The organism is Labedella endophytica (genome assembly GCF_003990045.1).
Taxonomy (GTDB): Bacteria; Actinomycetota; Actinomycetes; order Actinomycetales; family Microbacteriaceae; genus Labedella; species Labedella endophytica.
The window spans coordinates 1-16,255 of the sequence record NZ_RZGZ01000005.1 but is presented as its reverse complement, the minus strand read 5'-3'; the positions used below and the strand labels follow the sequence as shown (position 1 = coordinate 16,255).

At 69.1% G+C, this 16,255-nt stretch carries 13 protein-coding genes; 5 read left to right on the top strand and 8 right to left on the bottom strand.

Features of this window, described 5'->3' with window-relative positions; translation table 11 throughout:
• Nucleotides 1-3 precede the first annotated feature (3 nt).
• The 5 genes from valS to ELQ94_RS15140 form a co-directional block, all read right to left on the bottom strand.
• Entirely contained in the window at nucleotides 4-2,589 is a 2,586-nt protein-coding gene (gene valS, locus ELQ94_RS15160; RefSeq protein ID WP_127051223.1) for a valine--tRNA ligase, read from the bottom strand.
• A gap of 76 nt (nucleotides 2,590-2,665) precedes the next feature.
• Nucleotides 2,666-4,342, bottom strand: coding sequence for a dipeptide ABC transporter ATP-binding protein (locus ELQ94_RS15155; protein WP_127051222.1), 1,677 nt, complete (start codon nucleotides 4,340-4,342; stop codon nucleotides 2,666-2,668).
• Complete coding sequence (locus ELQ94_RS15150; RefSeq protein ID WP_127051380.1) at nucleotides 4,339-5,205, bottom strand: ABC transporter permease; 867 nt, start codon at nucleotides 5,203-5,205, stop codon at nucleotides 4,339-4,341. Before ELQ94_RS15150 ends, ELQ94_RS15155 begins: the two co-directional genes overlap by 4 nt.
• 2 nt (nucleotides 5,206-5,207) lie before the next feature.
• Nucleotides 5,208-6,179 (bottom strand): ABC transporter permease, encoded by a 972-nt coding sequence (locus tag ELQ94_RS15145; RefSeq protein ID WP_243697062.1) that lies wholly within the window; start codon nucleotides 6,177-6,179, stop codon nucleotides 5,208-5,210.
• A 4-nt stretch (nucleotides 6,180-6,183) separates the two neighbouring features.
• Nucleotides 6,184-7,824, bottom strand: a complete 1,641-nt coding sequence (locus ELQ94_RS15140; RefSeq protein WP_127051220.1) for an ABC transporter substrate-binding protein — start codon at nucleotides 7,822-7,824, stop codon at nucleotides 6,184-6,186.
• 110 nt (nucleotides 7,825-7,934) lie between these two features.
• On the opposite strand from ELQ94_RS15140, the gene ELQ94_RS15135 reads away from it, so the two are divergent.
• From ELQ94_RS15135 to ndk, 5 genes are all read left to right on the top strand, one after another.
• Nucleotides 7,935-8,570 carry a TetR family transcriptional regulator gene (locus tag ELQ94_RS15135; RefSeq protein WP_127051219.1) on the top strand — a complete coding sequence of 212 codons (636 nt, stop codon included), beginning with the start codon at nucleotides 7,935-7,937 and terminating at the stop codon, nucleotides 8,568-8,570.
• Nucleotides 8,571-8,768: 198 nt separating this feature from the next.
• The gene (gene ileS / locus ELQ94_RS15130; RefSeq protein WP_127051218.1) at nucleotides 8,769-12,149 is read left to right on the top strand and encodes an isoleucine--tRNA ligase; all 3,381 of its coding nucleotides are present in this window, start codon (nucleotides 8,769-8,771) and stop codon (nucleotides 12,147-12,149) included.
• Complete coding sequence (locus ELQ94_RS15125; protein WP_127051217.1) at nucleotides 12,146-13,483, top strand: bifunctional folylpolyglutamate synthase/dihydrofolate synthase; 1,338 nt, start codon at nucleotides 12,146-12,148, stop codon at nucleotides 13,481-13,483. The genes ileS and ELQ94_RS15125 overlap by 4 nt, the downstream gene beginning before the upstream one ends.
• Entirely contained in the window at nucleotides 13,480-13,866 is a 387-nt protein-coding gene (locus tag ELQ94_RS15120; protein WP_243697061.1) for a DUF4233 domain-containing protein, read from the top strand. Before ELQ94_RS15125 ends, ELQ94_RS15120 begins: the two co-directional genes overlap by 4 nt.
• Before the next feature lie 10 nt (nucleotides 13,867-13,876).
• Nucleotides 13,877-14,296, top strand: a complete 420-nt coding sequence (gene ndk, locus ELQ94_RS15115) for a nucleoside-diphosphate kinase (protein WP_106565180.1) — start codon at nucleotides 13,877-13,879, stop codon at nucleotides 14,294-14,296.
• Nucleotides 14,297-14,442: 146 nt separating this feature from the next.
• On the opposite strand, the gene ELQ94_RS15110 is transcribed toward ndk, so the two are convergent.
• The 3 genes from ELQ94_RS15110 to ELQ94_RS15100 all read right to left on the bottom strand — a co-directional run.
• Nucleotides 14,443-15,252 (bottom strand): hypothetical protein, encoded by an 810-nt coding sequence (locus ELQ94_RS15110; RefSeq protein ID WP_127051215.1) that lies wholly within the window; start codon nucleotides 15,250-15,252, stop codon nucleotides 14,443-14,445.
• Nucleotides 15,225-15,773 (bottom strand): hypothetical protein, encoded by a 549-nt coding sequence (locus ELQ94_RS15105; protein WP_166404857.1) that lies wholly within the window; start codon nucleotides 15,771-15,773, stop codon nucleotides 15,225-15,227. The genes ELQ94_RS15110 and ELQ94_RS15105 overlap by 28 nt, the downstream gene beginning before the upstream one ends.
• 64 nt (nucleotides 15,774-15,837) lie before the next feature.
• Nucleotides 15,838-16,255: HNH endonuclease signature motif containing protein (locus ELQ94_RS15100; RefSeq protein WP_133447508.1), on the bottom strand; the 418-nt coding region annotated here is incomplete at its 5' end.

Genomic DNA, 16,255 nt, shown 5'->3' with positions numbered 1-16,255 from the left:
CGTTCAGGCGTCGGTCGGAGCGAGTTCGACTCGCGTGACCGCGAGTTCCCCTCCCTCGACGATGGAGAGGTCCGCGATCCGGCCGACGGCCTTCAGATCGTCGGCGACGGCGCGCAGGCGCTCGGCGGACTCGGCGGGGGCCGCGATCTCGGCGGACGTCACGGGCGTCTTCTGGGAGGCCTTCGCATCGGTCTTCGCGCGGCGGATCGATGTGAGGGCGAGGCTCGCGAGCGCGAGCAGCTCCGGCTCGCCGCCGGCGGCGACCGCGAGCTCGTCCGGCGTGGGCCAGGCCGCGACGTGCACCGACGTGTCGTGCCACCACGACCAGGACTCCTCCGTCGTGTAGGGGATGACGGGGGCGAAGAGACGCAGGAGTACGTCGAGGGCGAGGCGGAGGGCGGCTGCGGCCGACTCCTGTCCCGGGGTGCCCTCGGCGTACGCGCGCTCCTTGACGAGCTCGAGGTAGTCGTCGCAGAACGTCCAGAAGAAGCTCTCCGTGATCTCGAGGGCCCGTGCGTGGTCGTACGCGTCGAGCGCGGCCGTGGCGTCGCCGACCACGCGACGCAGCGTCGCGAGCATGCTGAGGTCGACCGGCTCGGTGACCGTCGCGTTCTCCGATGCCGGGAAGGAGAGGATGAACTTGGACGCGTTCAGGACCTTGATCGCGAGGCGACGGCCGATCTTCACCTGGGTCGGGTTCTGCGGATCGAATCCGGCATCCGTCCCGAGGCGGGCCGATGCCGCCCAGTAGCGGACGGCATCCGAGCCATGCTGCTCGAGGACGCCGGCCGGCGTGATGACGTTGCCTTTCGACTTCGACATCTTCTTGCGGTCGGGGTCGAGGATCCAGCCGGAGAGACCGGCGTGCTCCCACGGCTTCTCCCCGAATTCGAGCGCGGATCGGAGCATCGTCGAGAACAGCCAGGTGCGGATGATGTCCTGTCCCTGGGGGCGCAGCGAGAACGGGAAGACGGCGTTCCAGAGCTCCGGGTCGGTGTCCCACTTGCCCGCGAGCTGCGGAGTGAGCGACGACGTCGCCCACGTGTCCATGATGTCCACCTCGCCGATGAAGCCTCCGGGCACGCCGCGCTGCGACTCCTCGTACCCGTCGGGTGTTTCGCTCGACGGGTCGACGGGCAGAGACTCCATGCTCGGAACGATGGGGGAGTCGTGGACGGGCTCGCCGTCGGCATCGAGGGGGTACCAGAGGGGGATCGGGACACCGAAGAAGCGCTGGCGCGAGATGAGCCAGTCGCCGCTCAGGCCGTTGACCCAGTTCTCGTAGCGCACCCGCATGAAGTCGGGGTGCCACTCGAGCTCGCGGCCGAGCTCGAGGAGGCGGGCCTTGAGGTCCTCGTCGCGGGCCCCGTTGCGGACGTACCACTGGCGAGTCGAGACGATCTCGAGCGGGCGGTCGCCCTTCTCGAAGAACTTCACCGGGTGGGTGATGGCCCGCGGCTCGCCGATGAGGTCGCCGGACTCCTTCAGGAGATCGACGACGGCCTGCTTGGCGCTGAACACGGTCTTGCCCGTGATGGCAGCCCACGCGTCGAGCGCGGCCGGGGAGATCAGCGCATCGGGGGCGTCCGCGATGATCCGGCCGTCGCGACCCACGATGGTCCGGTTGGGGAGGTCGAGCTCGCGCCACCACACCACGTCGGTGACGTCGCCGAAGGTGCAGACCATCGCGATGCCCGCGCCCTTGTCCTTCTGGGCGAGGTGATGGGGGAGCACCGGGACCTCGACGCCGAAGAGCGGTGTCGTCACCGTGGTTCCGAAGTACGGCGCGAAGCGCTCGTCGTCCGGGTGCGCGACGAGAGCGACGCAGGCGGCGAGCAGCTCGGGGCGGGTCGTCTCGATCTCGATCGTGCCGCCGTCCGGGCGATGGAACGCGATCCGGTGATAGGCGGCCGGCTGCTCCTTGTCCTCGAGTTCCGCCTGGGCGACGGCGGTCCGGAACGTGACGTCCCACAGCGTCGGTGCCATCGCCTGATACGCCTCGCCGCGCTCGAGGTTGCGGAGGAACGACTTCTGGCTGATGCGGAGGGAGTCGTGGTCGATCGTGCGGTAGCTCTGCGTCCAGTCGACCGAGAGTCCGAGCGAGCGCCACAGCGCCTCGAACTGCTTCTCGTCCTCCACGGTGAGGCGTTCGCAGAGCTCGATGAAGTTGCGACGGCTCACGGGCACCTGGTCGGCCGCCTTGACGCTCTTGCCCTCGCCGCCGTCATGGGGCGGGACGAAGCCCTCGACGTACGGCAGCGTGGGGTCGCAACGCACGCCGTAGTAGTTCTGGACGCGGCGCTCGGTGGGGAGGCCGTTGTCGTCCCAGCCCATCGGGTAGAAGACGGTGTGCCCGGTCATGCGCTGGTAGCGCGCGATGACGTCGGTGTGGGTGTAGCTGAAGACGTGGCCGATGTGCAGCGAACCGGAGGCCGTGGGCGGCGGCGTGTCGATGGAGTAGACCGATGCATGCCCGCGGGAGATGGCGGCGTCACGATCGAATCGGTAGGTCCCGTCGGTCTCCCAGACGCTTCCCCACTTGTCCTCGAGGCCTTCGAGTGCGGGCTTGTCGGGCAGGGCGTTGCTCATGGAGTCTCCGATTCGATGTGGGCGGCACCGTGTCAACGTGCCTCTTGTGCCCGTCCATCCTACGGGAGGACGCCCGTCATCCGTCCTGCCCGGCCTCGCCGTCCTGACCGGGCAGTCGGGGCACATCGGCCAGCAGCCGCCGCGTGTACGGATGCCGAGGTGCTCGGAACACGGTCTCGACCGGTCCGGTCTCCACGATCTCGCCCTCGTGCATGACGGCGACGCGATCGCTCATGTGCCGGACGACACCCAGATCGTGGGAGATGAAGACGTAGGCGAGACCGCGTCGACGCTGCAGATCGTCGAGGAGGTCGAGCACGCCGGCGGCCACCGTCGCGTCGAGCGCCGAGACGGGTTCGTCGAGGACCAGGACCCGGGGGCCGGCGGCGAGGGCTCGCGCGATCGCGACGCGCTGTCGCTGGCCGCCCGAGAGTGTCGAGGGCGATCGGTCGAGCAGCTCGGGCCCGAGGGCGACGTCGGCGAGGAGCCGCGTCGCGGTCGAGCGACGCGCGGAGGCGACCGTTTCGGACGGGAGGGCGTCGATGAGGACGCCTGCGACCGAGGCGCGGGGGTCGAAGGCGCTCGAGGTGTCCTGAGCGACCGAGCCGACGAGCCGACGGCGTGACCGCCGGCGGCGCTCGGAGACCCCCGACCACGGTTCTCCGTCGAGCCGCACCTCGCCCCGGTCGGGTGTCGCCAGCGCCAGCAGGAGGCGCGCGAGCGTGGTCTTCCCCGAACCCGATTCCCCGACGATGCCGAGTGTCTCGCCCGCGGCGACCGCGAGATCGGCGGCTCGGACCGCGACCGTCGCGTCATCGCCGCGGCCGAACGTCTTGGCGAGGCCGTCCGCCTCGATGAGGGGCCAGGGGGAGGTCGCCACGGTCGTCGATCCGTCCCGGTCGGACGTCGGCTGGGCGATCGCGGGCGACGGCGGTGCGGACAGCGGCGTCCCTCTCGGAACACCGGCGGGCACGGCCCGGACGAGCGCGGTCGTATACGGGTGCCGACCGCCCGCGAGCATCGTCTCGGCGGTCCCCTGGTCGACGACCTCCCCGGCGCGCATGACGATCACCCGATCGGCCAGACGTGAGACGACCCCGAGATCGTGACTGATGAGCAGGAGCGAGCTGCCCGCGTCCCGGAGGTCGCCGAGCAGCCGCAGGATACCCGCCTGGACGGTCATGTCGAGGGCCGTCGTGGGCTCGTCCGCAATGAGGAGTCGCGGTGACGCCGCGATCGCGGAGGCGATGAGGGCGCGCTGGCGGAGACCACCGGACAATTCGTGCGGATACTGGCGGGCACGCAGTTCCGGCCGAGGGATGCCGACCCGTTCGAGCAGTTCCTCGACGGCGATCGTCCGATCCGACCGCGTCGCACCCCCGGCGCGGCGGTGCAGGCGGAGGGGGTCGCCCACCTCGGCGGCGATCCGGCGAAGCGGGTCGAGCGAGACGAGTGCGTCCTGCGAGACGAGTCCGGCCTCGCCACCCCGTAGGCGTCGGAGCGCGCGCTCGTCGGCGGTGAGCACATCGACGCCCGCCAACTCGAGACGGTCGGCCGTGACGGTGGCGCCGGTCCCCGCGAGCCCGAGCACGGACCGGGCCGTCACGCTCTTGCCCGAACCGGACTCGCCGACGATCGCGACGCACTCGCCCTCCGACACGCTGAGGGACACGCCGCGTACGACGCGCGTCCGACCGCCGTCGAACGAGACATCGAGGCCATCGATCCGGAGGAGGGGGCCTGCCGCGGTCATCGCGCCCTCCGCCCGCGAGCGTCGAGCGCTCGGCCGATCGCCGTCGCCGAGAGCGTCGTCGCGACGATCATGAGTCCGGGGAACACCGTCAACCACCACGCCGTCGTGAGATACACCCGCGCCGACGCCAGCATCGCTCCCCACTCGGGCGCCGGCGGCTGGGCTCCGAGGCCGAGGAAGCTCAACGAGGACGCCCAGACGACGGCCTGACCGACGCCCAGCGTCGCGAGGGCGAGCAGGGGCGAGAGCGCGTTGGGCAGGATCGTGCGCACGAGGATGCGGGCCGGGCCGTGCCCGAGGAGTCGTGCCGCCTCGACGTATCCGGACGAACGGACGGTCAGGAGGCTCGTGCGGATGATGCGCGCGTATCCCGGTGCGGTCGAGAGCCCCACGGCGATGGTCGCGGCGACGGGGCCGGGACCGAGCACGAGGATGACGAGGAGCGCCGAGAGGAGGGCGGGGAAGGCGAACAGGACCTCGACCGCACGTCCGACGATGGCGTCGCCGATCCGCCCACCGAAGACGGCGAGGACCCCGAGGAGCAGCGCCGTGACGAGCCCGATGGCCGTCGCGGCGAAGCCGATCACGAGACTCGATCCGGCCCCGTGCACGACGCGTGTGTACACGTCGCGGCCCGATTCGTCGGTGCCGAACCAGTGGGAGAAGGACGGGGGAGAGAACGCGTCGAGGGGAGCGACGGCCGCGGGATCCTGGGGGGCGATCAGCCCGGGAGCGAAGCACGCGAGCGCGAGGAAGGCGGCGAATCCCACGGAGAGGACGACACCGGGCCCGACGCGACGACGGCCGGTCGGGGGTGCGGGGGGCCGGAGCGGGTCGACGCTCCGCCCGTCGACCGCTGTCATCGTCATCGTCCCCCCACCGCCGTCCGCGGATCGACGAGCCTCGTGACGGCGTCGGTGACGAGGGTGAGGATCACGTAGACCAGAGCGGACACCAGCACGACGCCCGTCACGACCGGGATGTCGCGCACGGTGATCGCCGAGAGCAGGGTGCGACCGAGTCCCGGGCGCGCGAAGATCGTCTCGACGACCACGGCTCCACCGATGAGGTATCCGAAGGCCCACGCGGAGAGGCCGAGAGCCGGCAAGGCTGCGTGACGCAGGGCATGACGAACCCGGAGGCCGACCCGCGTCTCGCCCCGGGCGAGGGCGGACGTCGCGAACGGGGCGTCGAGTGCCTCCTGCAGCGATCCCCGCATCACTTGGGCGAGGAATCCCGCGATGGGGACGGCGAGCGTCACGACGGGCAGGACGAGACCGGTGGGCGTTCCCGTCGAGACGGGCGGGAACCACGACAACGCGGTGCTGAAGACGGCGATGAGGATCGTCGCGAGCCAGAAGTGGGGGAGGGCCGACGCGACGATCTCGAGGGTGTCACCGATTCGCGCGGCGATGCGGGATCCCTGCGACTGAGCCAGCGTGAGCCCGATCGCGAGGATCCACGCGACGAGGAGAGCCAGGACGGCGAGCACGAGAGTTCCCGGCACCGCATCGAGGAGGATCGTCGCGACCGGCTGACGCAGGGCGTACGAGCTGCCGAGATCGAGGCGCAGCAGGGAGAGCATCGCGATGCCGTACTGCACGACGAGCGGCTGGTCGAAGCCGAACTGCCGCCTGACCGCCTCGACCGCTTCCTCGGAGGCCTGCGAACCGGGTCCACCGAGCGCAGCCTCGGCCGGGTCACCCGGGACCAGCCGGGTGATGAAGAAGACGAGCGTCGCCGACGCCCAGAGCACGATGAATGCACGCACGACCGACTCGCCGAGCCACCGCAGAGCGGCGGTCCGGCGCGTCGGAGACGAACGGCCGCGGTTCACCCGGTCAGGAGAGCCAGGCGTCGGCGAAGCTCGGGGTCGACACCGTGCCGAGGGCGCGCGCGTCATGGACGTCCGTCGACAGCAGGAAGTGGTTCTGCTGGTCGTAGAGCGGCAGGATGTAGAAGCCCTCGAGCACGTCGGCCTGGGCCTCCTCATAGAGCGACGTACGCTCGGCGTCGTCGACGGTGGCGCTCGCCTCATCGAGGAGGGTATCGATGGCCGGGTCGTCCACCTGGGCGTGGTTCGCGAAGTACCCGCTCGGGGCTGGGGTGATCCCGTCGGAGTGGTACAGGATCCTCAGAACGTCCGGCCCGACCTTCGTGTACGGGGCGCTCACGAGGTCGTACTCGTTGGCGCCGAGCGCCTCGTACCAGCTCGCGAGGTCGAGCAGTTCGAGCTGGACGTCGAAGCCGACCTCGGCCGCGTTCGCCTGCAGCTGCTCGAAGAGCGAGATCTCGGCGGGGATCGACTGGTTGGTGCTGACCGGGAAGGTGAGGGTGAGCCGCTCCCCATCCTTCGTGCGGAAGCCATCGGCGTCCGTCTCGGACCAGCCGGCCTCATCGAGGAGGTCGCCGGCCGCTTCGGGATCGAACGAGAAGAGCGACTCGTCGGAGTATGCCGCCGGTTCGACGCTCGCGAGGGGCGAGGACGAGCGCTCGGCGGTGCCCTGGAAGAGGGAACTCACCGCGTCGTCGACGTTGACGCTGCGGATGAAGGCCTCCCGCACGTTCACGTCGTCGAAGGGAGCCGTGCCCGAGTTGAGCTCGAGGCGGTTCGTGGCGCCGGGTCGGGGCGCGTCGAGCTCGACGAGGCTGTCGGAGCCCTCGGCCTGGACGAGCACATCCGGCTGCACGTTGTCGATGACATCGACCTCACCGCTCTGCAGGGCCGCATAGCGCGAGGCCGAGTCGGGGATGAAACGCCATTCGATCCCGTCGAGGTAGGCCGAGCCGTCGTGACCGGCGTCGGCGGGAGCCGAGGTGTAGTCGTCGTTGCGGACGAGGGTCACGCGGTCCTGCTTCGTCCAGGACTCGACGACGAAGGGCCCGGTGCCGATCGGGCTCTCGCAGTTCTCCTCGATGCCGCGTTCGAGACCGGCGGGCGATTCGATCGCGAGCCACGGCTGGGACAGGGACTCGAGAAGGGCGCTGTCGGGTTCGGAGAGGGTGAAGCGCGCCGTGAGGTCGTCGACCGCTTCCACGGACGTCACCTTCTCGACGGCGAGGTACCCCGTGGACGATTGCGTTGCGGGATCCTGGAGGTGAGCGATGTTCGCCGCGACCGCGTCGGCATCGAGGGGAGTGCCGTCCGTGAACGTCACGCCGTCCGCGAGCGCGAACTCCCAGGTCAGTCCGTCGTCCGACACCGTCCACGAGTCCGCGAGCCACGGAATGATGGCGCCGTCCGCGTCGCGGGAGACGAGGGACTCGAGGAACTGGGTGGCGAGGAGCGCCTGCGGGTAGTTGCCGCCGACGTGCGGATCGAGGCACGTGGGTTCGGCGTCACCGCTCGCGTATGTGAGCGTGCCTCCCTCGGTGGGCCCGGTCGCGGCGGGCTCGGGGTCCGAGCTGCAGGCGCTCAGGGCGAGAGCGGAGATGACCGCCGTCGCGAGGACGGCGGATGAACGGGAGAGCTGGGGGCGCACGGAAGTCCTCGGAACGATGGGGCGATTGATGTACTGAGTACGGAAAGAGTCTACGGGAGGCGCAGGCCGCCAGGTGCACGCCGGTCGATCCGCTGCGGCAGGATGGGGTCATGGGTTCCAGCGAGCGCGAGACACCGGGATCGCACGTCCGCGTCGGTCGGCCGCGGCGTTCGTCTCCCGTGATGCTCGAGGAGTCCGCCGCCGAGCTCTTCCTCGAGCAGGGCTACGACGGCACGACGATCGATCAGATCTCGAGCCGCGCGGGCGTCGCGCGCACGACCTTCTTCAACTACTTCCCGACCAAGGGCGATCTGCTCTGGGTCGAACTGGACGCCGCCGTTCCGCGCCTCGATGACGCCCTCGCCGCCGTGTCGGCGGGCTCATCGGGACTCGGCGCGGTCGAGGAGGCCCTGGCGGTGGTCGCCGACGACATCACCGGGGCTCGCGTGCCCTGGGCCGTGAGCCAACGCGAGCTCATGGGGACGGCCGACGAGCTCCGGGCGACCGGGCTCGCCCGCCTGCTCGCGGTGAGCGAGGTGCTCGAGCGGCACCTGCGGAGGACGGAACCGGCGCTCGGCGACGCGGGTGCCCGCGCCGCATCCGCATCGATCGCCGCCGCGGCGATGGCGGGAGCGTCCCAGTGGATCGAGGAGGGGACGGCGCGGGGCCCCCTCGCCGATCATCTCCGTGGCGCCGTGAGGCCGGTCGTGGACGGCTGGCGGGGCCGGATCGGCGCTATAGACTAGAGGCACACGCATCGATCCGGCCATCACCGGGGAGCATCCGGAAGAACGGGCCGCACGGCCCCGGTAGAACCGGACGGGGCAGGCCCGTCATCGCCGCAGGGGAGAGGTCTGACCGTCCACCCGGACGGAACGGGCAAGCAGGGTGGTACCGCGTCGGAGACGGCGTCCCTGCGGATTCGATCGATCCGCAGGAGTGACATGACCTACCCCCGATCCTCGGCCTCCGAGAACGGCTCCGCCGCAGCCGACGCGTCGGCGTCCGCGCAGGAGCACGCGCCCGGGGCCTCGTTCGGTGTCGTCCCGAACCCCGTCCTGCCTCGCCTCGAGGAAGACGTGCTCGCCTTCTGGAAGGCCGACGGCACATTCGCCGAGTCGATCGCGCGCCGCGAGGGTGCCCCCGAGTGGGTGTTCTACGACGGTCCACCTTTCGCGAACGGCCTCCCGCACTACGGCCACCTCCTCACGGGCTACGCGAAGGACCTCTTCCCCCGCTACCAGACGATGCGCGGCAAGCAGGTCCACCGCCGCTTCGGCTGGGACACCCACGGCCTCCCCGCCGAGCTCGAGGCCATGCGCCAGCTCGGGATCACCACGAAGGACGAGATCGAGGAGATGGGGATCGGCGCCTTCAACGCGAAGGCGCGCGAGTCGGTCCTGGCATACACGGACGAGTGGCAGGACTACGTCACGCGCCAGGCCCGCTGGGTGGACTTCGAGAACGACTACAAGACGCTCGACGTGACCTTCATGGAGAGCGTGATCTGGGCGTTCAAGCAGCTCCACGACAAGGGCCTCGCCTACGAGGGCTACCGCGTACTGCCCTACTGCTGGAACGACGAGACGCCGCTGTCGAACCACGAACTCCGCATGGACGACGACGTCTACACGATGCGCCAGGACCAGTCCGTCACGGTCACGTTCCCCCTGCTGGGCGAGAAGGCCGAGGCTCTCGGCCTCACCGCCGTGAACGCCCTCGCCTGGACGACGACACCCTGGACGCTCCCCACCAACATGGCCCTCGCGGTCGGACCCGAGATCGTCTACGCGGTGCTGCCCGCCGGACCGAACGGTGCCGCCGACGGAAGCGAGGGAGGGGCGGCTCGGTACCTCCTCGCCGAGGACACCGTGGGTTCCTACGCGAAGGACCTCGGCTATGAGAGCGCCGACGAGGCGCTCTCGGCCGTCGAGCGCACCCTCACGGGCGCCGAGCTCGGCGGGGTGCACTACGACCGGTTGTGGGACTACTACGCGGACACCGAGCAGTTCGGCACCCAGAACGCGTGGCAGATCCTCGTCGCCGACTACGTCGCGACGGGCGAGGGCACCGGGATCGTGCATCAGGCCCCCGCCTACGGCGAGGACGACCAGATCGTGTGCGCCGAGGCGGGGATCCCCGTGATCCTGTCGCTCGACGACGCCGGCCGATTCCTCCAGACGGTCCCCGATGTCGCGGGCGAGCGCTGGTTCGACGCGAACAAGCCGCTCACCCAGTCGCTGCGCGCGTCGAGGCGGCTCCTCCAGGTGCGCAGCTACGAGCACAGCTACCCGCACTGCTGGCGCTGCCGGAACCCCCTCATCTACAAGGCCGTGTCGAGCTGGTTCGTCCGTGTGACGGAGATCAAGGACCGCATGGTCGAGCTCAATGAGCAGATCACGTGGGTGCCGGACAACGTCAAGGACGGCCAGTTCGGCAAGTGGCTCGAGAACGCTCGCGACTGGTCGGTCTCGCGCAATCGCTACTGGGGGTCGCCAATCCCCGTGTGGAAGAGCGACGACCCGAACTACCCGCGCGTCGACGTCTACGGCTCCCTCGACGAACTCGAGCGCGATTTCGGCGTGCGGCCCGACGATCTGCACCGTCCGTTCATCGACGAGCTCACGCGCCCGAACCCGGACGATCCGACCGGGCAGAGCACGATGCGCCGCATCGAGGACGTCTTCGACGTGTGGTTCGACTCGGGGTCGATGCCCTACGCCCAGGTGCACTACCCGTTCGAGAACCAGGAGTGGTTCGACTCGCACAACCCGGCGGACTTCATCGTGGAGTACATCGGCCAGACGCGTGGCTGGTTCTACGTCATGCACGTGCTTGCGACCGCGCTCTTCGACCGCCCGGCGTTCTCGAACGTCATCAGCCACGGCATCGTGCTCGGCAGCGACGGCGCCAAGATGTCGAAGAGCCTGCGCAACTACCCGGACGTCTCCGAGGTCTTCGACCGTGACGGCGCCGACGCGATGCGCTGGTTCCTCATGTCGAGTTCGGTGATCCGCGGCGGCAACCTCGTGGTCACCGAGGCGGGTATCCGCGAGGGCGTGCGGCAGTTCATCCTGCCGCTCTGGAACTCCTGGTACTTCTTCGCCCTCTACGCCAACTCGGCGAAGCCGGGCGGGTACGAGGCGCGCTGGAGCACGGAATCGACGGACGTGCTCGACCGCTACATCCTCGCGAAACTGCGGACGGTCGCCGAGGAGGTCACCCGGCACCTCGACGCACTCGACTCGCCTCTCGCGGCGAACGCGCTCCGCGACTTCGCCGACGTCCTCACCAACTGGTACGTGCGACGTTCCCGTGACCGTTTCTGGACGGGTGTGTCGGAGGAGAGCGCCGAGAGCGCCGGAGCGGACGCCTTCGACACGCTCTACACCGTGCTCGAGGTGCTCACGCGCCTCGCAGCCCCGCTCCTCCCGCTCACGACGGAGCGGGTCTGGAAGGACCTCACGGGCGGGCGCAGCGTGCACCTCACCGATTGGCCCGACGTCGAGGCGCTCCCGCAGGACGACGCCCTCGTCACGGCCATGGACGCCGTACGCACGATCACCGGATCCGTCCTCTCGCTCCGCAAGAAGGAAGGGCTGCGCGTGCGCCTCCCGCTCGCCGGTCTCACGGTCGTCACCGGTGGCGTCGACGATCTCGCGCCGTTCGAGGCGATCCTCCGCGACGAGCTCAACGTGAAGTCGGTGTCGATCGAGGCGCTCGACTCGACGAGCGCCGAACGATTCGGTGTGTCGTCCCGCCTCACGGTCAACGCGCGCGCCGCCGGACCGCGGCTGGGCAAGCGCGTGCAGGAGGCCATCAAGGCCTCGAAGTCGGGCGACTGGTCGGAGACCGACGGCGTCGTCGTAGCTGGTGGCATCGAGCTGGAGCCGCACGAGTACGACCTCGTCCTCGAGGCGGCCGACGGATCGGACGGTTCGGCCGTCGCCGTGCTTCCCTCGGGAGGGTTCGTCCTGCTCGACACGCGACTGACGCCCGAGCTCGAGGCCGAGGGTCTTGCGCGCGACGTCATCCGCGCCGTGCAGGACACCCGCAAGGCCGCGGGCTTCGAGGTGAGCGACCGCATCAGCCTGCACCTCGTCTTCTCCGACCGAGAGGACGAGGCCGCCATCGAACGCTGGACGGGGGAGATCGGGCGCGAGACACTCGCGACCGAACTCGTCTCCGGATGGCAGGAGGACGTCGTCGTCCCCGAGAGCGCCGAGCACGTGGCGACCATCACGGCGGGTACCTACGCCAATGTGGGGTCCGTCCGGATCGCCGTGTCGAGGGTCACCGCATCGATGACCGGAGGAGCACGATGACCGAGGATGCAGAGACCGTCTATCAAGCGCTGCTCGGGCGCATCGGCGAGGGTGCTCCGCGTCGTCGACTCGCCCCGACCCGCCGCGTCCTCGAACTGCTCGGGGACCCCCAGTCGGCGTTCCCGATCATCCAGATCGCCGGAACGAACGGCAAGACGAGCACGAGCCGCATCACGGAGAGCATCCTGCGGGCCTACGGACTGCGCACCGGACTCTTCACGAGTCCGCACTTCGTGTCGTTCACCGAGCGGATCTCGATCGACGGAGAGCCGATCTCCGACGAGGCGATCGCTGCCAACTGGGATGACATCCTGCCGTACGTCGAGATGGTCGATGCCGAACTCGAGGCCGCCGACGAGAAGCGACTGACCTTCTTCGAGGTGCTCACCGTGCTCGCCTTCGCGTCCTTCGCCGATGCGCCGGTCGACGTCGCGGTCATCGAGGTGGGGATGGGTGGCGAATGGGATTCGACGAATGCCGCCGATGCCGCCATCGCGGTCTTCACTCCGATCGGGATGGACCACGCCGCCCAGCTCGGCAACACGGTCGCCGAGATCGCGCGGACCAAGGCAGGCATCATCAAGCCGGGGATCACCGCCGTCACGGCACCGCAGTCCGCCGAGGCCCTTGCCGAGATCGAGCGGGCCGCCGAGTTGAGCGAGGCGACCCTCGTGCGTGCCGGGACCGAGTTCGACCTCCTCGACGATCGGGTGGCCGTCGGTGGTCAACTCATCACGGTGCGAGGCCGCGCCGCGACGTACGACGAGCTGTACCTGCCGCTCTACGGAGATCACCAGGGGGTCAATGCCGCGGTCGCGATCGCGGCCGTCGAGAGCTTCCTCGGAGGGGGAGCGATCCCCCTCTCCGCTGAGCCCCTCGGGGACGGCGTCGGAACGGCCACATCTCCCGGACGGCTGCAGCTCGTCGGCACCGATCCGACGATCCTGGTCGACGCGGCACACAACCCGCACGGGGCCGAGGCCCTCGTCGACGCCCTCGGTCGCTACTTCGACGCCGACGAGATCGCGTTCGTCGTCGGCGTGCTCGCCGACAAGGACGCCGCCGGCATCCTCGCGACGCTCTCGCCGATCGCCACGCGTTTCCACCTCACGCAGCCGCAGTCCGATCGCTCGATCCCGTTCGAGGACCTCACGAGTATCGCTCTGGCAGTCGGCGGCGTCGAGGCCGACGGCTATGAGCGGCTCGAGGACGCACTGGAGGACGCCCGCACCTGGGCGGCCGCCGGTGACAAGCGTCTCGTCGTCGTGACCGGGTCGATCGTGCTCGGAGGAGAGGCGGCCGCATTCGCGGACGACCAGGGGTGGAAGCCGTGAGCCTGTCACGATTCAGCGGACGATCGAGCGGACGCCCGCGTTCGGTCCGAGGATCGTTGCTGTCCATCGTGCTCGGGTTCGAGACCATCGTGGTCTTCCTCGGGGCGCTCGTCGCGTTCGGACTCGATGCGCTCGAGCCCACCGTCGCTCTCGTCGGTGGCGGGGTGCTCGTGCTGGTCATGGTCATCACACTCGCTCTCGCGCAGTTCCGGATCGGGGCCGTCATCGGCACGGTGGTGCAAGCCGCTATCGTTGCTAGCGGCTTCCTCGTCCCCGTCATGTTCTTCATCGGGGGAACGTTCGCCGCGACCTGGGTCTACTGCCTCGTCGTGGGGACGCGGATCGACCGGAGGAACGCGGCCACCGACAGCACGGATATCTGAGGAGAAACTCATGGACGTCGAAGAAACCCTCGTCCTCGTCAAGCCCGACGGGGTCGCCCGCAATCTGACTGGTGAGATCCTGCGCCGGATCGAGGCGAAGGGCTACTCGCTCGTCGACATCCGCATGATCGAGCCGGACCGCGCGCTGCTCGCTCAGCACTACGCCGAGCACGAGGGCAAGCCGTTCTACGAGCCCCTCGTCGAGTTCATGCTCTCCGGTCCCGTCGTCGCCCTGCGCGTCGCCGGCAACCGTGTGATCGAGGGATTCCGCTCGCTCGCCGGGACCACGGATCCGACGACGGCCGCGCCCGGCACGATCCGCGGCGACTTCGGCCGTGACTGGGGTCTCGCCGTGCAGCAGAACCTCGTCCACGGTTCGGACAGCCCCGAGTCCGCCTCGCGCGAGCTCGGTCTCTGGTTCGCCTCCTGAGGACACCCCTGCACTGACACGGTGTTGTGCTGACGCAGTCTCCACGACTACGCAGCGCGCCGTCGGAACGGCCCGGATCCCTCGTGGTCCGGGCCGTTCTGTGTGTCCGCCTCCAGCGATCTCGGTGACAGTGAGAGCCTTTGGGGTCAGCAGCCGATGCCGAGGGGGTCGGCGTTGCAGTCGTCGGGGACGATGACGGTGGTGGCGGTGCCGACGTAGATCCTGTCGGTGCTCGTGGCGTTCACCGTGCCGGTGACCGAGGTCCACGCGTCACCGTCGAGCTGGTACTCGACGCTGTAGTCGACGTGTAGGGTCACCGTGACGGTTCCGCGTTCGATGTAGACGTGTGATGTGGCTGTCTCGCTGAATCGGGGGAGGTCGACATCCTCCCAGGTGGAGCCGGCTGTCGTTGTGCTGGTAGTGGTGCCGTCTCCCCAATCCCAGCGGTACGTGTGTGGGGTGAAGCGGACGGTGACCGGATGGTCGAGCAATGTCCCGTCGTGACTGTTGACCGCCGTGTCGGCGATGGCGTTTATCGGGAGTCCGCGGAGTGCCCAACCATCAGGTTCTGTCCGGATAGTTGGTGCGGTGGGGGAGAAGCTCGCGAGGTCCGCGAGGGTGATCGTGGGGACGGGGGAAGCGCCGTAGGTGTCACGGCAGAGTGAGGTTTCGCCGCATCGGAGGCTGTCCTGGATGTCACGGGGGTCCGCGGAGCCGCCATCACCCCGTGTGGCGCCGTCCGAACCGGTGTCGTTCTGCCCTGGTCCCTGATCAGAGCTACCGAACCCTTCGGAACCGGACAGGTCGACCGAGCCGTCCGAGATGCCGGGATCGACGCAGAGCCCCGATGCAGCACCTCCTTCTCCACACGCAGGGTCGTCTGGAAGAGGTGCGCCTTGATGAGGAAGTGCGGCCACGACCAGAAAGGCTATGAGCAGTAGTCGGGTGACGGCCATTGGTCCATTTCCGCAACGAGCAAGGTCAGAGGATCCGTGTCAGCAGGAACGAAGTAGACGATCAACGGAACTCGCAACATTCGCTCAGGCGCGTCGATGGTGCTGCCGTCCGGGCCCCGTACCTCGGTCCTCGAGAGGTCACGGCACAGCGTGATGGCCTCAGCTTTCCCGAGGTCATCTCGTGGTGGATCCTTCGCGAGTTCGACGGTGTCGAAGGACGTCACGCCCGACACACGTTGCTCGGAGAACGCCGGGTCTTGCTCTCTGAGGACCTTGAAATAATCGGCTGTCACGAGAGGTTCGAGTGACTCGATCGGTGCCGTGCCCGACGAGTACCCGTCAAACGCAGCATTGAACGTCGTGAATGCGTCTTCCGCTGCCAGCAGCCTCACGGATTCATCGTCGATCGGTTCCGCCGAAGTCGGCGGATCTTCTGCCGCACCGCATGCTGCCAGGGAGAACAAGAGCACGAACGCGGCGCCCGTTGTAAGTCCACGCAGAATCCAATTCACGTCCCCCATGCCGACGACGATAGGCGGACGGACGAATGCCGCGTTCGCGCCGTCCACAGGCCGCGCCGAACGCCTACCGGGTTGGAGCTGCAGGTGGTCTGGTTCGACTTTTCGTGGTGTGGGTCCATTGCCAGTGGCCCGGACCTCGGACATAGGGGACGCCGTCCGGCATGGACAACTCCCAGGGACCTCTATCGATGCTCTGGTGATGGCCCCAACACAGGAGGACCCCGTTGTCGGTGTGGGTCTTGCCGCCGTCTCGCCAGGGGATCACGTGGTGGACTTCGCACCATCCGGCGGGGGCGGTGCAGCCGGGGATCACGCATCCGCCGTCACGGGCCGCGATCACTCGGCGCTGCGAGGGGGTGAAGCAGCGCTGCACGGACCCGAGGCCGAGCGCCCGGCCTTTGTCGTTGAAGACGATGTGTTGCATGCCGCGGGAGTCGATCATCTTCTCGATGGCTTGGACGGAGATCGGGGTGTCCATGCCG

What these genes read in the sequence shown, in the direction of transcription:
- valS (WP_127051223.1), bottom strand. Translation starts at nt 2,589, where the DNA reads ATGAGCAACGCCCTGCCCGACAAGCCCGCACTCGAAGGCCTCGAGGAC.
- ELQ94_RS15155 (WP_127051222.1), bottom strand. Translation starts at nt 4,342, where the DNA reads ATGACCGCGGCAGGCCCCCTCCTCCGGATCGATGGCCTCGATGTCTCG.
- ELQ94_RS15150 (WP_127051380.1), bottom strand. Translation starts at nt 5,205, where the DNA reads ATGACAGCGGTCGACGGGCGGAGCGTCGACCCGCTCCGGCCCCCCGCA.
- ELQ94_RS15135 (WP_127051219.1), top strand. Translation starts at nt 7,935, where the DNA reads ATGGGTTCCAGCGAGCGCGAGACACCGGGATCGCACGTCCGCGTCGGT.
- ileS (WP_127051218.1), top strand. Translation starts at nt 8,769, where the DNA reads ATGACCTACCCCCGATCCTCGGCCTCCGAGAACGGCTCCGCCGCAGCC.
- ELQ94_RS15125 (WP_127051217.1), top strand. Translation starts at nt 12,146, where the DNA reads ATGACCGAGGATGCAGAGACCGTCTATCAAGCGCTGCTCGGGCGCATC.
- ndk (WP_106565180.1), top strand. Translation starts at nt 13,877, where the DNA reads ATGGACGTCGAAGAAACCCTCGTCCTCGTCAAGCCCGACGGGGTCGCC.
- ELQ94_RS15110 (WP_127051215.1), bottom strand. Translation starts at nt 15,252, where the DNA reads ATGGCCGTCACCCGACTACTGCTCATAGCCTTTCTGGTCGTGGCCGCA.
- ELQ94_RS15105 (WP_166404857.1), bottom strand. Translation starts at nt 15,773, where the DNA reads ATGGGGGACGTGAATTGGATTCTGCGTGGACTTACAACGGGCGCCGCG.